The organism is uncultured Fibrobacter sp., from assembly GCF_946062555.1.
Lineage (GTDB): Bacteria > Fibrobacterota > Fibrobacteria > Fibrobacterales > Fibrobacteraceae > Fibrobacter.
Genome location: NZ_CAMGVQ010000015.1, coordinates 41,651 through 58,391, shown reverse-complemented (window position 1 = coordinate 58,391; position 16,741 = coordinate 41,651). Strand labels below are relative to the sequence as shown.

13 protein-coding genes are annotated in these 16,741 nt (G+C 53.3%); all 13 read left to right on the top strand.

From position 1 onward, the window contains the following. Nucleotides 1-127 precede the first annotated feature (127 nt). The gene (gene eno / locus Q0P86_RS06420; protein WP_295038166.1) at nt 128-1,537 is read left to right on the top strand and encodes a phosphopyruvate hydratase; all 1,410 of its coding nucleotides are present in this window, start codon (nt 128-130) and stop codon (nt 1,535-1,537) included. Between the two features lie 394 nt (nt 1,538-1,931). Continuing rightward, nucleotides 1,932-3,758 carry an ABC transporter substrate-binding protein gene (locus Q0P86_RS06415; RefSeq protein ID WP_295038163.1) on the top strand — a complete coding sequence of 609 codons (1,827 nt, stop codon included), beginning with the start codon at nt 1,932-1,934 and terminating at the stop codon, nt 3,756-3,758. 17 nt (nt 3,759-3,775) lie between these two features. Then, entirely contained in the window at nt 3,776-5,158 is a 1,383-nt protein-coding gene (locus Q0P86_RS06410) for an ABC transporter permease (protein ID WP_295038160.1), read from the top strand. Nucleotides 5,159-5,160: 2 nt separating this feature from the next. After that, entirely contained in the window at nt 5,161-6,006 is an 846-nt protein-coding gene (locus tag Q0P86_RS06405) for an ABC transporter permease (RefSeq protein ID WP_173351412.1), read from the top strand. 11 nt (nt 6,007-6,017) lie between these two features. After that, nucleotides 6,018-7,016 (top strand): ABC transporter ATP-binding protein, encoded by a 999-nt coding sequence (locus Q0P86_RS06400; protein WP_072800039.1) that lies wholly within the window; start codon nt 6,018-6,020, stop codon nt 7,014-7,016. Next, nucleotides 7,006-7,815 carry a dipeptide/oligopeptide/nickel ABC transporter ATP-binding protein gene (locus Q0P86_RS06395; protein WP_072979820.1) on the top strand — a complete coding sequence of 270 codons (810 nt, stop codon included), beginning with the start codon at nt 7,006-7,008 and terminating at the stop codon, nt 7,813-7,815. Before Q0P86_RS06400 ends, Q0P86_RS06395 begins: the two co-directional genes overlap by 11 nt. 263 nt (nt 7,816-8,078) lie before the next feature. Further along, nucleotides 8,079-8,330, top strand: a complete 252-nt coding sequence (locus Q0P86_RS06390; RefSeq protein ID WP_295038156.1) for a hypothetical protein — start codon at nt 8,079-8,081, stop codon at nt 8,328-8,330. Nucleotides 8,331-8,427: 97 nt separating this feature from the next. Then, nucleotides 8,428-9,249: a hypothetical protein gene (locus Q0P86_RS06385; protein ID WP_295038154.1), complete on the top strand. Its 822-nt coding sequence runs from the start codon at nt 8,428-8,430 to the stop codon at nt 9,247-9,249. A 136-nt stretch (nt 9,250-9,385) separates the two neighbouring features. Continuing rightward, the gene (locus Q0P86_RS06380; RefSeq protein ID WP_295038152.1) at nt 9,386-10,162 is read left to right on the top strand and encodes a hypothetical protein; all 777 of its coding nucleotides are present in this window, start codon (nt 9,386-9,388) and stop codon (nt 10,160-10,162) included. Between the two features lie 78 nt (nt 10,163-10,240). Then, a complete protein-coding gene (locus Q0P86_RS06375; protein WP_295038150.1) occupies nt 10,241-12,007 on the top strand; it encodes a glycoside hydrolase family 9 protein in 1,767 nt (588 codons plus the stop codon). 95 nt (nt 12,008-12,102) lie between these two features. After that, nucleotides 12,103-12,528, top strand: coding sequence for a hypothetical protein (locus Q0P86_RS06370; protein WP_295038148.1), 426 nt, complete (start codon nt 12,103-12,105; stop codon nt 12,526-12,528). After that, on the top strand, nt 12,522-13,301 hold the full coding sequence (locus Q0P86_RS06365; protein ID WP_295038146.1) for a hypothetical protein: 780 nt from the start codon (nt 12,522-12,524) through the stop codon (nt 13,299-13,301). Before Q0P86_RS06370 ends, Q0P86_RS06365 begins: the two co-directional genes overlap by 7 nt. 58 nt (nt 13,302-13,359) lie before the next feature. Further along, nucleotides 13,360-16,728 (top strand): hypothetical protein, encoded by a 3,369-nt coding sequence (locus tag Q0P86_RS06360; protein WP_295038144.1) that lies wholly within the window; start codon nt 13,360-13,362, stop codon nt 16,726-16,728. Nucleotides 16,729-16,741: the final 13 nt, after the last annotated feature.

Here is a 16,741-nt window from a genome sequence, read left to right as displayed (position 1 = left end):
TGAAATTTTCGTTCGAAAAAATGTTCCCCTTTTCATCAACATTTTTCTAACCACTAACTACTAATCACTAACCACTTTTTTATATTTTAAACATCAGAATTTTCACATTAAACAAAAAGGCTAAAAAATGGCTTCTAAAATTAAATCCGTTGTTGCCCGCCAGATCCTTGATTCTCGCGGCAATCCCTCCCTCGAAGTTGATGTTACCCTCGAAAACGGTGTGACCGGTCACGCTGCTGTTCCGAGCGGCGCTTCCACCGGCGAACGTGAAGCTTGCGAACTCCGCGATGGCGACAAGAAGACTTACTGCGGCAAGGGCACGCTCACTGCTGTGAAGAACGTGAACACCAAGATTGCAAAGAAGATCATCGGCATGGATCCGTCCAAGCAGACCGAAGTTGACGATGCCATGATTGCTCTCGACGGCAACCGCATGCTCAAGAACAAGCTCGGTGCAAACGCTATCCTCGGCGTTTCCATGGCTGTCTGCGTTGCTGCCGCTAAGGACGCAGGCCTTCCGCTTTATCAGTATATCGCCAATCTCCATGGCACCAAGAAGCTCACGCTCCCGTGCCCGATGTGCAACGTGATCAACGGCGGTGCTCACTCCTCCGCTCCGATCGACTTCCAGGAATTCATGATCGCCCCGGTTGGCGCTAAGACTTTCTCCAAGGGCCTCCAGATGGTCACCGAAATCTTCCACGCCCTCAAGGCTGTGCTGAAGAAGGCCGGCTTCGACACCACCGTCGGTGACGAAGGCGGCTTCGCACCTGGCGTCAGCATCAAGCCCGCCAAGAACAAGTTCGGTTACGAAATCACTGGCGTGATGACCCTCGAAAAGGCTCTCGACGCTCTGAAGACCGCAACCACCAATGCTGGTTACAAGTTCGGCACCGACATCAAGATCGCTCTTGACGTTGCTTCTTCCGAATTCTGCGACAAGAACACCAAGGCCGGCAAGCCGGAAACCTACACCTTCAAGAAGTCCACCAAGAAGACCCTCAAGTCTGCTGACATGGTGAAGCTCTATGAAAAGCTCATCGACAAGTATTCCATCTTCTCCATCGAAGACGGTCTGGATGAAGCTGACTGGGCTGGCTGGAAGGTCATGACCGACAAGCTTGGGTCCAAGATCAACCTCGTGGGTGACGACCTGTTCGTTACCAACCCGACCATCTTCGACGAAGGCATCAAGGCCGGTATCGCCAACGCTATCCTCATCAAGGTGAACCAGGTGGGTTCTGTGTCCGAAACTCTCGCCGCCATCAAGCGCGCTCAGAACGAAGGCTATGCTCCCATCGTTTCTCACCGCTCTGGCGAAACCGAAGACACCTTCATTGCTGACCTCGCCGTCGGTACCGCCGCTGGCCAGATCAAGACCGGTTCTCTCTCCCGTACGGACCGCGTTTGCAAGTACAACCGCCTCCTCCGCATCGAAGAAGAACTGGGCAAGGCTGCCGTGTACGCCGGTGACCCGCGCAAGGCTTGCAAGGCCCCTGCCAAGGCTTGCAAGAAGTGCGGCTGCAAGAAGGCCTAATCAGGCGAGAGTCGCGACGGCAAGCTCGCTTGCCGGCATGACCGAGCCGCAAGGCCTGCGCTACGAAGTGGCGCAACGCCAAGTAATCTAGGTCCCTGAGCCTGTCGAAGGGCTAAACCATTAGAACTTACTAAGAGAAGTCGCTCCCAACGGAGTGGCTTCTTTTGTATGTAATGGTAAATTAATTTGTTTAAGCTGCATAAAAACAAGTATGCGTGGCAAGTAGTGTAAATTTCTGTAAACAGCGATGGCGCGTGGGGATACCTATGGTGCGCAAAAAATCCCTTTGTAAACACTATTTTCTAAAAAGCGCAGAACAATTTTTTCATTTAAATCTATATTACGGGAGAAATTTTTCACACAAGCTTTTTATAGCTATAAAAAGAGGACACAAATGATTGGATTGAAATCGATTGCCAAGACGGCGCTTGCGCTCTCGGCATCCGGTGCGCTCCTTTCGGGTTGCGGCGACGCAGCATCGGAAGGTGATCTGGGTGGCGCGCTTCCCCGTCAACAGACGCTGTACTTGTCGGGCCAGCAGAACGACGCTCCGGGTTCGTTTAACCCGCTAGCTGAAAGCTGGATGGCTTCTTGGCCGGTGGGCGGACGCTTCAACCTGATGTACGAACCGCTCATCACCTACAACTCCCTGAATGGTAAGATCGAACCCCTTCTGGGCACCTTGGTCGAAGAGCTTTCCAATAACGACTCCATCGTTGTGGACCTGAACCCCGCCGCCAAGTGGAGCGACGGTAAGCCGGTGACTTCTACCGACGTGACCTTCATGTTCCTGCGCGGTTCCATCAACTCTACCGAACAGATTTCCGCTATTCATATCGACACCTTGAAGAAGAACGAAGACGGTACCGTTGTTGAACGTCTTTCCTTCATGGTCGCTAAGGACAAGCGCAACAACCCGCTGACCGTGCGCGACATGTTGCAGGCGACCCGTATCGCTCCGTCGCATGTGTTTGAACCGCTGATCAAGGAAAAGGGCCTCGACGAGACGAAGAAGCTCCCCATGGATCAGAATCCGGTGATTTCGGGTCCGTACAACTTGCGTAGCGCTGACCCGAACAAGATTATTCTTGAACGCCGCGACGACTACTGGGGCAACGCTGCCCTCCACGACGGACAGCTCCCGGCTCCGAAGTTCATTGTTCACCCGATTTACAAGAACAACGAACATAATACCATCGCCATGCGCGAAGGCAACCTTGATGCCTCCCAGAGCTTTATTCCCCGCATTCAGCGTAAGGCTTCTGCAGGCGTCCACACCTGGTGGAACGAGCCGCCTTACTTCCGTCCGGGTGCAATGCCCATGCTCGTGATTAACACCCTTAAGGAACCCCTGAACGACAAGCGTTTCCGCCGTGCTCTTGCTACGGCAATTGACTACAACGCTTTGCGCCAGTTCGCCGTTTCCAACTACACCTCTACCCTCAAGGCCGGCCTCATCATGCCGACGGACCTCGAAGGCAAGTACATTGTTGACGAAGACCTCGAAAAGTTCGGCGTGAACCTTGGCATCAGCGATGAAGCCGAACGCCTCGCCGCAGTGAAGCAGATTCTTTCCGAAGCGGGCTTCAAGTCCGTGTTCAACGACGACGGTACCTTGGACCACATGGAAAATGCCAAGGGCGAATGTCTCCCGACTCTCTACATCACTAGCCCGAATGGTTGGACCGACTGGGAAGCCATGGTGACCATCGCTGTCGAAGGCATGCGCAAGGCCGGTATCGATATCCGCGAAGGCTTCGTGGACGGTGGTTCTTACTGGCCGGCCATGGGTCTTGGCAACTTCGACCTCGTGATGCACAAGCCTGTCGCCGACGTGACTCCGTCTCTTCCGTGGAGCCGCTTCAACGAAATTATGGCAAGCCGCGACTGGCAGCCGCTCGGTGCCTGGGCCGGCGTGAACATCGGCCGTTACAACCAGCCGGGTTCCGAAGGCTTCCGCCCCGAAGTTGACCAGCTCCTTTCCGCTATTCCTCTGATGACGGACTCCGTGGAAATTGCGAAGGCCTACCGCGAACTCAACAAGATCTTTATGGAAGACCAGCCCTCTATTCCGCTGGTCTACCTGCCCGAACAGTTCTACGAATTCAGCGACCGCGTGTGGACGAACTGGCCCACCGCCGAAAATCCGTACGCTCCGGCACAGTTGCCGTGGGTGGCTTCGGGTACCAAGATCCTCTGGAACTTAAAGCTTGCTAAATAAAGGTTAAAGGAATACAAATGCTTAAACAATATCCTATGCTACGCTATGTCCTGCAGAAGGGGTTCTGGTATCTCCTGACCTTCGTTTTTGCAGTGGCACTTAACTTCGCGTTGCCGCGTCTTGGCGACAACAACCCGGTCGACATCATTATGGGTCAGGCCGGTAAGGGCCTTTCTCCGACTGAAGCTCAGAAGAAGAAGGCCGAACTCCTGGTTTCCTTCGGCATGGCCGAACTCGACGACCATGGTAACGTGATTTACGAACCGGAAGTCGACGAGAACGGCAACATGGTGACCAAGCGCGTCGCCAAGCTCGACGCGGCCGGCAATCCGGTGCTCGTGACCGTGAAGGAAGTCAACGAAGACGGCACCCCGAAGATGGTGGAACGCCAGAAGGTTGACGCCGAAGGCAATCCGGTATTCGAAGAAAAGCCGGTGCTCGATGCCAAGGGCAAGCCCGTGATGGTCAAGGATCCGAAGACCAAGAAGAAGGTCGAGAAGGTTGAAAAGGTTGCCGTGATGGAGTCCGTCCAGGCTGAACACCAGGACACTCTCATGGTTGAAGAACCTGTTTTCAAGACTGACCCGAAGCTCTCTTCTGCTCTGTCCCAGTTCTTCCGCTACATCGGCAACGTGTTCAAGGGCGATCTCGGTCTCTCTTACCAGAACAACGAACCGGTGACCAACGTGATCAAGAAGTCCCTCCCGTGGACGCTCCTTATCCAGGCTCCGACGATTTTGCTCGGCTGGATCATCGGTAACCTGCTCGGTGCTTTCGCTGCCTACAAGCGCGGCATTTTCGACAAGGTGTTCTTCCCCTGCGCCATGTTCCTGAACGGCGTGCCCTACTTCGTGTTCGGTATGCTCCTCGTGGCTATGTTCTCCATCACGCTCGGCTGGTTCCCAGCCATGGGCGCCTACAGTTCCGACATTCCGGAACTCACCTTCTCCTGGACCTGCATCAAGAGCGTGGGCTGGTACTACATTCTCCCGTTCTTCAGCTGCTTCCCGATTCTTCTTTCGGGTCAGGCAACGGGTATGCGCTCCATGTCGATTTATGAACTCGGTACTGACTACATGAAGTACGCCAAGTGGCTCGGTCTTCGCGAAGGCAAGATCATCAGCTACGTGTTCCGTAACGCCATGCTTCCGCAGCTCACCGGTCTTGCCCAGTCTCTGGGTGCCATGGTGGGTGGCGCACTCATTACCGAAATGATCTTCTCTTATCCGGGCCTCGGTATGGCTATGCTCAACGCCATCCAGAAGAACGACTACGCTACCATCCAGGGTTGCACCTTGATGATCTCTACCTGCGTGCTCGTTGCAAACTTCGCCGTCGACGTGCTCATCGCCGTGTTCGACCCGCGCGTTAAGGCCGGTCTCCAAATGGGAGGTAAGTAATTATGATTAAGCTTCTTAGAAACCTTCTCAAGTCCCCGATGTTTGTCATCGGTATCTCGATCTTCGTGCTCACGCTCCTGATCGCGCTCTTTGGACCTCTCTTCTACAGCGTCGATACTCACGCCCGTGACATCCTCGCTGGCCCGTATGCAGGTTCTTCTTCTGAACACCTGCTCGGTACCGACCACCTCGGTCGTGACTATGTGTCGCTCCTGATCGCTGGTCTTCGCAGCTCCCTGTACGTGGGTTTCGTTGCCGGTATCATCGCCACGACGATCGGTGTGCTTATCGGTCTGTTCGGCGGTTTCCGTGGCGGCTGGATCGACGAAGTGCTGAACATGTTCACGAACCTCTTCATCGTGATTCCGCAGTTCGTGATCCTCGTGCTCATCAGCTCTGCCGTGAAGGATGGCCGTTCACTGACCCTTATCGGCCTCATCATCGGTCTTACCGCATGGAGCTGGTCTGCCCGTGCCGTGCGTGCCCAGGCATCGTCCCTGCGTAGCCGCGACCACATCGCGCTTGCCCGCATCAATGGTGCATCTACGCTCACGATCGTGATCAAGCATGTGCTTCCGTACTTGCTCTCCTACGTGTTCATGGTGTTCATCATGCAGGTGGGTTCGGGTATTCTTTCCGAAGCTTCCATCTCCATGATCGGCCTTGGCCCTGTCGATACGACTAGCCTCGGTATCATCTTGAACCAGGCGAAGGACAACGGCGCTCTTGCCGACTCCATCTGGATTGCCTTCATTCCGGCGACCCTCGTGGTGACCCTTACGGTGTTTGCCCTTTACCTCATCAATACTTCTATGGAAGGCGTCTTTAACCCGCGTCTGCGCAAATAAGAGGTAACGAAATGTCTGAAAATGTATTTGAAGTAGAAAATCTCGGCCTCTATTACCTTGGCCGTTTCGGCGACAAGACTCATGCCGTGACGGATGTATCCTTCTCTATGAAGAAGGGCGAAATCCTTGGTATCGCAGGTGAATCCGGTTGCGGTAAGTCTACGCTCGTGTCTGGCCTTATGGGCATGTGCATTCCGCCGCTCTACCCCGAAAAGGGTGACGTGCGTGTGCGCGTGGGCGACCACATGGAATCCCTGATGCACCGCAAGCTCGAAGATGTTCGCGCCAACGTGCTCGCTCAGCAGGTTTCCATGATTCCGCAGGGTGCATTCAACGCCCTGAACCCGGTTCGCAAGATCAAGGACATCGCTGCCGACGTGATCGCAGCTCACCAGCAGCCGGGCAAGAAGCTCGACAGCAAGGAAATCTACGACCGCCTTTGCGAACGTTTCGACCTGTTCGGAATGGATACCAAGCGCGTGCTGAACTCCTACCCGATTCAGCTCACCGCCGGTGAACGCCAGCGTTCCGTGATCGGTATCTCCACCTTGCTCAACCCGCAGATGGTGATTGCCGACGAACCGACTTCCGCTCTGGACGTTTCTACCCAGAAGGAAGTGATCAAGATGATCTTCGATCTTCTTGACAAGGGCATCTTCTCCACGATGATCTTCATTACCCACGAACTTCCGCTCCTGTACCACGTGGCAGACAATATCGCCATCATGTACGCCGGCGAAATCGTGGAATACGGCACCGCCGACCAGGTCGTGAAGGACCCGCGTCACCCGTATACGCAGGCTCTGATGGGCGCTATGCTTTCTACCGAAGCTTCCCAGCGTACCCGTCATCCGGTGGCTATCGAAGGTGCTCCTCCGAGCCTCAAGAACAAGATCGTGGGTTGCCGCTTTGCACCCCGTTGCAAGAAGGCATGCCCCGACTGCAAGAAGAATACCCAGAACATCCGCATTGTAGGCGACCGTCAAGTGAGGTGCGATTATGCTGTCTGATAAACCCGTTGTATTTTCCGCTAAGCGCATCAGCAAGGATTTTGGTGCCGGCAAGTCCCTGAAGACCGCCGTGAAGGATGTGTCCTTCGACATCTATGACGAAGAATTCATCTCCATCGTGGGTGGTTCGGGTTGCGGCAAGTCCGTGCTCGCAAAGATCATGCTCGGTCTTTACAAGCCGACTCGCGGCCAGTTCCTGTATCGCGACAAGCCCATCAAGAACCTGAAGGCTCACTGGAACGAAGTGCAGTCCGTGTTCCAGGATCCGTTCGGATGCTTCAATCAGTTCTTTACTATCCGTAGCCAGCTGGAAGACGCCCTGAACATCCTCAAGGACAAGCCCTCCAAGGAAGAAGTCCGCCGCCGCGTGGACGAAGGCCTGATGGCCGTGAACGTGAAGCCCGAAGATATCGAAGGCAAGTACCCGTTCGAACTTTCCGGCGGTCAGATGCAGCGTATGCTTTTGGCCCGTATCTTCGCGCTCCGTCCGAAGGTGTTGATCGCTGACGAAGCTACCTCCATGGTGGACGCCTGTGTGCGCGCAAACATCCTCGATTACCTCCGCAAGTTGAAAGACGAGCTGAAGATGACGGTGGTGTTCGTGACTCACGATATCGGTCTTGCAAACTACGTTTCTGACCGTATCTTCATCATGCACGACGGTAAGATCGTGAACCAGGGTACTCCCGCTGAAGTGCTCGACAACACGACCGAACCGCACACGCTCAAGCTGCTCGACGATATCCCGGAAGTCCACAAGACCGAATGGATCAAGAACAGCCATCGTTCTAAGAAGTAATTGGAGTGTGTCATCCTGAGCGGAAGGCTCGCAGAGCCTGAAGTCGAAGGATCTAGAAAACTCGGCCCCGTAAGGAGCCGTTTTTTCGTATTTTGCGAGAAAAAAGAGTGAATTGTTTTTATAAAATGTATTTTTTTGATAAGTGATTATGCGGGAAGGACAAATGCTAGTGTTATAAAATAACAGTTCATTAAGTTCAAAAGTCTAAAGAGTATGAGAACCGGCTGTTTGGAGTGGACGGAATAAAAAAATTTTTCTATGATATGAGTAACAATTTGGAACGTGAAACTAGTTTAGTTTTCTTCCCCCCCCCAATAGGTATAAAAGGCGTAACGGTGAAAACTTGCTGTAGATTGATAATTATTCTGGCTTTTTTGAGTTATGTATATGCTCAGAATATTGTTTCTGTAGAAGCTTTTGACGAACAGATGAATAATCCTAGCCAATTAATTCTGCGGATGAAAATTATTAATAGTTCTTCAGATACATTAAGGAATGTTAGAGCAAGATATTAGCCAGAGATATTACGGTTCATCAGTATGCAACATTATTCCATGTTGCTTTTGAGCCTCATTTAGATAATAGTTATTATGCGATAGAATGGAGGAAAAATTGAAATACGTCGCTCTTGCCTTATTCCTTATTCAGTTGTCTGCGTCCTCCGCATTTGCGGCTGATTGCGATATGAAAAAGTCCTTGTCGTTTTTTCCGTCGACAAGCATTTGCCTGTTCAAGAAGGACTCCTTGAATTTTAGGAATAAGAAGAATGTTGAACCGCCTGTAGTGAATCTGCAAAGGAGTGGAAACCTATGGATGTACCGCTCGCACTTAAATCCTGTGATTGTGGTAACGACGAATGGAAAACGTATAGAACTGAGCAATATCTGTGAAAAAGATCCCTTGTGTGATTCTTTGGACACGCATGTGTCTTTTTCGGCGGTCTTGAAGGATGAATTTTTGCGGTGGCAGAAGGCCTCTGTTTTTGAGGGGACGGAACAGGAGGCTGATTCCTTGGTGAGCCACATTATTGTAAAGATGTCAAAGGCCTTTGGCGAAGAAGACGATGTTGACGAGCCGGATTTGGCATATATAGAGTACAATATCTATTGCGATGACACAGATTCTGCGGTGTCCATCTTGGGTCCTTTTTTTGGGCTTAATTGGGAAACGCCGACGGTACTTGATTATTTATATTTATGCGATGAGTATACTCTAAAGATTCCTGTCGCTTCGACAGATTTTCACTCGTTGAATATCGAAAGAGTTTCTAGGAATACTTTCTCTATTGGAGGCATAAAGGACTTTACTCCATATAAAGTTTTTGATTTGAATGGAGTTTTGCTTAAACAGGGTTATGTACGAAAGGGATTGGTCGGAATAAGTACGGTTCCTAGTATTTTGGTGATTTCAGATTTGAAGGTTCTGTTAAGGTAGGAAAAATAGGTCCTGTTTCCTGCTGAAAACGGAAACAAGGGGCGGATGTTCCGCCCCTTGTTTTTACAGAAAGATTCTATTTTATGAAAAGATGAAACGAGTACTTCTAGCATTACTTACAATACAATTTTTTGTGTTGCCGACGTTTGCAGGGAATTGTGTTCTTGAAAAGTCCTTGTCGTTTTTTCCGTCGACAAGCATTTGCCTGTTCAAGAAGGACTCCTTGAATTTTAGGAATAAGAAGAATGTTGAACCGCCTGTAGTGAATCTGCAAAGGAGTGGAAACCTATGGATGTACCGCTCGCACTTAAATCCTGTGATTGTGGTAACGACGAATGGAAAACGTATAGAACTGAGCAATATCTGTGAAAAAGATCCCTTGTGTGATTCTTTGGACACGCATGTGTCTTTTTCGGCGGTCTTGAAGGATGAATTTTTGCGGTGGCAGAAGGCCTCTGTTTTTGAGGGGACGGAACAGGAGGCTGATTCCTTGGTGAGCCACATTATTGTAAAGATGTCAAAGGCCTTTGGCGAAGAAGACGATGTTGACGAGCCGGATTTGGCATATATAGAGTACAATATCTATTGCGATGACACAGATTCTGCGGTGTCCATCTTGGGTCCTTTTTTTGGGCTTAATTGGGGAAAACCGACGGTTCTCGATTCCCTGTATTTATGCGACGAGTATACACTAGGTATTTCGGAAATTCCGGTCGGCGGTCGGTCGCTGGGCATACGAAGAATTTCTAAAGGCGCCTTTGCCGTTGATGGCCTGAAGGAAGTTTCTGCGTATAAGGTTTTTGACCTGAATGGGATTCTGCTTGAACAGGGCTATACGCAAGATGGACTCTTGGAGGTAAACCATGCTCCTGCCGTTCTGGAAATCTCGAATAAAAGGTTTTTGTTGAAATAATCGGTCTGTTTTCCCCTGAAAACAGAAAATTACCCCCTGGAATGTTCAGTTCCGGGGATTTTTAGGTATATTCAGGGTATGAATATTCAAAAAAATGCTTTTTTTAGAATTTGCGCGGTGGTCTCTGCCGCCATTTCGCTGACGGCGGTGAGTGCCGTGGCGGGCCCCCTTGTAAACCAGCTAGGTTTTGCTCCCGATGCAGAAAAGTTGGTCGTTTACCCCGGTAGTGACGCCAACGGTCTCGAAGTTCGCGACTTGAACGGCAAGACGGTGCTGAAACTTGATGCGCCGATGGTCTACGACTGGGATTACAGTGGCGAGGAGGTGCAGTCGTTCGATATTTCTGCCTTAAAGGTTCCTGGGACTTACCGTCTGTTCCGTGGCGGCGAATACGTGGGTACCCCGATTGTGGTCGGCAAGAACGTCTACGACGACCTGGTAAAGGCTGCCCTCAAGTGGTTCTATTACCAGCGTTCGAGCATGGCGCTTGCGCCTGAATATGCAGGCAAGTGGGCCCGTGCCGCTGGCCATAAGGACGACAAGGTTATCATTTACGGTTCCGACAAGGTGACCGGAGGCAAGGGTGCCGGCAAGACGATCAAGTCGACACGCGGCTGGTACGATGCGGGTGACTACGGCAAGTATATCGTGAACTCGGGCATTACCGTGTTTACGCTGCTCGAAGCCTACGAAAATTTCCCGAAGTACCTGGATTCCCTGAGCTGGAATATCCCGCGCGAATTTGCGAAGTATCCCGAAATCTTGGAAGAAGTACGCTATAACTTGGACTGGATGCTCACCATGCAGGACAAGGATGGCGGTGTCTACCACAAGGTGACGACGCTCAAGTTTGGCGGTAGCGTGATGCCCGAAAAGGACGATGCCCCGCGTTACGCGATTCTCAAGAACGTGACGGCCTCGCTTGACTTCGCGGCCGTGATGGCGCAGGCGAGCGTGGTCTACAGGAATATCGACAAGGCATACGCCGACAATATGCTCAAGGCCGCCGAAAAGGCTTACAGCTGGGCGAAGAAGAATCCGAAGGTTTTCTACAAGCAGCCGGCCGATGTGCAGACGGGTAACTATATGCACGACGGCGAAGACGGCAAGGACGAATTCCGCTGGGCCGCAGCCGAACTTTACCGTGCGAAGGTGGTGGCAGGGGCGAAGAACGACAAGGCTGCGGCTACATATTTGGCCGACCTGAAGGCGAACCCCTTTACGCCTGATGGCGCCTGGTGGGGAAACGTGAACATGCTCGCCGCGTTCCGCGTGGCGCAGGATTCTGCTTCATTTGACAAGGACCTGGTGGCTGCCGCGAAGAAGGTCGTGCTGGACGAGGCGAACAACCTCCGTGCCGTGGGCGATACGAGCGGTTACCATCTGCCCGCTTTCCCCTGGAGCTGGAACTGGGGCAGCAATAGCGCCATGGCCAACAACGGAATGGTGCTGGTGCATGCCTACCTGCTTACCGGTGACAGGAGCTATGTGGATGGTGCGCAGCAGTGCCTCGACTACCTGCTCGGCAAGAACCCGATGGACATTACCTACGTGACCGGTTTCGGTTACAGGAGCCCCAGGAATCCGCACCACCGTCCGAGCGAATCGGACATGGTCGACGATCCGGTGCCGGGAATGCTCGTGGGGGGCCCGCACCTGGGCAAGCAGGACATCAACCTGGACGGCAAGGAACATTGGAAGTGCCCGGACTATGCCGCTGCCGACAAGCCGGCTCTTGCCTACATCGACAACCGTTGCAGCTATGCCACGAACGAAGTGGCGATTAACTGGAACGCCCCGCTTGTGTACCTCGCCGCGGCCCTCGAGGCGATTTACGGCAAGTAGCGGATATTTGATTTTATGATTTGACTCGGGTTCGGCGAAATGCCGGATCCGTTTTTTATTGTATATTTTATTTGAAATTCAAAATGGTGGAGAACATGAAAAGATTATATACTCTCGGATTTGCGGCCTTGCTGTTTGCCGGATGTAGCGATAATGGCTCCGATGCCGAATTTTATTCCCCTTCCAATATACCCCTGTCGGAGGCGCAGTCGCCTACGGGGAAAGTGGCGGATTACGAAAAGTACCTGAGCGTGATCTTTGCCGACGGCGAAGGCTATGACCGCTGCACGGCAGAAAATCAGGGCAAGCTGATTGGTTACGAAGATTACTACTACGCATCGATTGTCTGCGACAAGTCCGTATGGCGCAAGGCTCATTTGGGAGATTTTATCGGGCCCAAGTACAACCCGGACCTTACTTACGGAATGTATATAGACGATAGTGACCACCATGGAACGATAAGCGTCACGGCTTTTATGTGCGCTGCGTCAAGGATTACTAACGGAAGGTTGATTTGTTGAATTTTGCTGCAAAGATTGTCGCCTTGTTCGTGCTGTGTGCCTTGTTCGGGTGCGCAGGGAACAGGCCTGCGGTGGAAACGGTCGCGAAGTCTGCTGACGGTGTTTCGGCGGAGGCTCCGCGCGACAGCTTGCGTGCGAAATTCCAGCTGACGATTATACAGGACAGCTCGACGCAGGAACTGGATGCGGTCCTTTTCTCGGTGCCAGGAAAGCGCTACCGTATGGAACTCACGGGTCCGCTCGGTATCGGTGTCGCCTCGCTCCTGTGGCAGCAGGAAGGCTGGCAGATGACTTTCCCGACCGAAAAGCTCTACATAAAGGGCGAAGGGTACATGGTGGGACTCCTGAACAGCGACGCGCTCCCGATGGTGCATATCCACCAGGTGGCAGACATTTTTGACGGCCGCTTGCTCCCCGAAGGGTTCGAGGAGGAGGCTCCGCCCGACGATTCGACTCGCATCGAGGGGGTTGTCTATGCCCGCGAAAAGACAGGGCGTAAGTTTACTTTGGGCCGCGAGCCTGTGGAGGGCACCCCGGGAAAGTCGCATGTCGTATGGCTTTCGCGCATGGGGGTCGGCGGCAAGACTGAGACAATCCGTTTCTATGATTTCAAGGAATTCGAGGGCGTGGAGACTCCGTCTAGAATCGTATTCGAGCTCGACGGTGCGAAATTCCTCGAAATACGCATCAAGAAGATTGCCCGCAACAAGTCGTTCAGCTCGGGGACCTGGCGACTGAATATTCCTAGGAGCTTCAAGAAAGTCGGGGAATGACTATTCTAAGTCGCGTCGACGCTCTACTTTCTGCTCCCTACTTTTGTAAATTGTGGATATGAAGTTAAATGCTAAGATCTTTGCATTGGTTTTTGGGCTATTCTCTTTTGTGCCGACGTTTGCTGCGGATACGTTGCAGGTGTATGCGATCCGCGTGCAGTTTGCTGAAGAAACCCCTAACGACAACAGCCTCACGACCGGAACGGGCCTTTTCGATTCCGACAAGGGCAAGAAGGGCGACTACAAGCTGGACCCTTCGGGACGTCGCAACAGCGTGCCCTACTGGAAGAAGCATTTCGATTTTGCGAACGCCTACTTCAACAAGGCGAGTAACGGCAATGTGGTGATTGATGCGCATATTTTCCCCACGACATCGAGCGCCTACAAGCTGAAGAAGCAGATTATCGACTATAACCGTACGAGCAAGATGAAGGGCGAAAAGACGGCCGAATTCGACGAGGCCCGTAGCCGCGATTACCTGCAGTTCGTTTACGACGCCGTGATGGCGGCGCATGAGTCGGGCGAATCCCCGTTCAGCGAACCGTTGTCGAAGAACCCGAATACGAAACGCGTCTACATGATTATCCACGCGGGGGCGAGCCGCTTGCTGGATGGCGGCAGCATGGGCACGCGCGGTGCCGATACGCCGGGTGACTTCATGGATTTCTATGTCAGTCGCAATGACTGGCAGTACCTGGACAAGTCGCTGGAAGGGGCCGCTCTCCTGAAGGTGAGCAAGGATTCTTCGGTGGTCAATGGACTGGTGCTGAAGGATGCCTCTATCGATACGTTGCGTTCGATCATGGTGACGAGCGAGACCTTCTCGCAGGACGGACTCAACTGGGGCGTGAACGGAAACATCGTGAACCAGATTGCGCATGAACTCGGGCTCCCGAATACCTACGACGTGGTGAAGGGTATCAGCCGCCTTGGTTATTACGACCTGATGGACTTCGCGGGCTACAATGCGGGCAACGGTTTCTTGCCCTCGCTGCCGGCGGCGTGGGAACGCGCCTACATGGGCTGGACGCAGGTGAAGGAAGTGCGCCCCGTGGCGGGCAAGCCCGTGACGGTGGATATTGCCGCGGCGGGAACGGGCAAGGGCACCGAGATAGTGAAGGTGCCTTTGAGCGCGAGCGAATACCTGCTGATTGAAAACCGCCAGCGCAGCTGGGACAAGGACGGCCTGGTGAGCGTGACGCTCGGCGACGACGACGAAAGTACCGATACGATTGTCAAGACGGTGCCGGTGGACAGCCTGAACCTGGTTTTCGAGGACAGCGTCTGCGTCAAGGGTAAGTGCAAGAAGAATACCAAGAAGGCGAGCGGGATTATTCTGGATGTGAGCAGCTATGACGCGGGGTTGCCGGCGAGCGGTATCGTGGTGTGGCGTGTGAATGACTGGTACTTGCGTAAGACCCTGGAATACGGCATTGCGAATTTCTGGGGCGGCGATACATTGCGCGATCACCAGTTCGGGATTGCGATGGTCGAGGCCGATGGAATTTTGAGTATCGGCAAAACCTTCAAAAATGCAATCGGCGAAGACACCTACGATTACGGTTCGGGGACGGACCTGTTGCCGCACCTGCGCAAGCCTGCAAAGGATTCCAAGCAGAAGTTTGATACGGTCAAGACGATAGGCGCGACGGGCTATGCGAACACGATGACGACTCAGGGTGGCTACACTGGAATCAAGATTGCCGTGAAGGTGCCTGAAGATGCCCGCATCGAAAAGACTGCGAACGCCTTCATGGGTGACAGCGTCGTGAACTTTGGCGCACAGACGATCAGCGTGACCATTAGCATTGACGACGGAAGTATCGAGGGCGGAAAGTTCCCGCGTAATATCGGACTTGCCTCTGCTGCGCGTGGCGCCGTGTTCGTAGATGACCCCGAGAATGATGGCGAAAAGCTCCTGGTTGTTGGGGCGGTGGATGGTACGCTCCAGGTGTTCAATGCGATGGGCGATACGCTGTTCCCGGCGGATACGGCAATTGTGCAGAAGACCCTGACGCATAATGCGGCCGAGCGCGAAGTCCCGCTGTATCGCGTGGGTACAAGCAACGGGACGCTGGTGGGCATAGCCAGCGATGGCAAGGACATTTACAGCCTGCACAGGAGAAAACTCGTGAAGACGAGCTTTGCGGGAGGGCTCCCGACGCAGCAGGAACTTGACATCGATTCCGCGACTGCGGGGCCTGTGGTGTACGGCGGTGCGGTCTACTTCGCGACATCGAAGGGACTGGCCACTTTCAATGTGAATGACGGGAAGGTGAAACTTGTTGAGGAACGCGAAGGCATCAATGATTTGGCCTACTGCGGTTCCGCGGATGGAAAGGATGTGTTCGCCTATGTGACCGCTTCGGGAAGCGCCTACGTGCAGGATCGCGAGGTGAAATTGAGCGGCAAGGCCGATGAAATTTTCCGCATTGCCTGCGCTGATCTGGACCGCGACAATAAGGTTGACATGGTGGCGGTGGGTAGCCGCGGAACGGTGACGGCGGCTAGTGTCGGTAGCGTCAAAGGCCCCCTGAATTGGAGCAAGTCCTACAAGCGCGGCGCCGGCGGCACCAGCGGCTTGAAGGATGAAACCTCCGGCATCGCGATTGGCGATATCAACGGTGACGGTTATCCTGAAGTCGTGTTCCTGGGCGATAACCTCGTGTATGCGCTCGACCGCTCGGGGCTCCCGAGTGCGGGGTTCCCGGTGAAGATTTCTCGCGGTGCTCCGATTTATGGATTCTTCAGTGACCCGATTCTGGTGGACGTGACGGGCGACGATGTCCCTGAAATTCTGGTACCGAGCAGCGACGGTCTTGTGTATGCCTACACGGGCAAGGGCAAGGCGGTCGCGGACGGTTTCCCGATGGCGATGGGCAGCTACGAGGATGTTGAAACGGTGGCGGAACTCCAGCCCATGAGCATTTTTGTGGCGAATGCCGTATCTGACAAGAAGTCGGCTGGTCCTGAACTCTATGCTTTGCATCGTGACAATTTGTCTGCACTGCGCCTGCGCAAGGCTTCTAGCGATGCGGCTTCGTCGAATGCGGCGTGGACGCTCCCGGCGGGTGGCAACGAGCGCACCGGCTACTTTGACGCCTCGAAGCTTGGAGATGTAAAGAAGCAGACCGCGAAGGATGAAATTACGGAATTCTTCATGTTCCCGAACCCTGTCCGCGGCGGTGTCGCCAAGGCCCGCTTTGAAATCGGCGCGGCGGCGAAGGATGCGACGCTCGAACTCTACGACATTACGGGACTTTGCGTGTTCAAGACGAAGATGAGCGATGCAAAGCGCGGACGCAACCAGTTCGAAAATCTCGACCTGAAGCACCTCGGTTCCGATGTCTATACCGCACGGCTCAAGGTAAAGTTCGAAAGCGGCAAGACCAAGCAGAAACTCTACCGCGTAGGCGTAGTGAAATAATGGTGTACTTTAG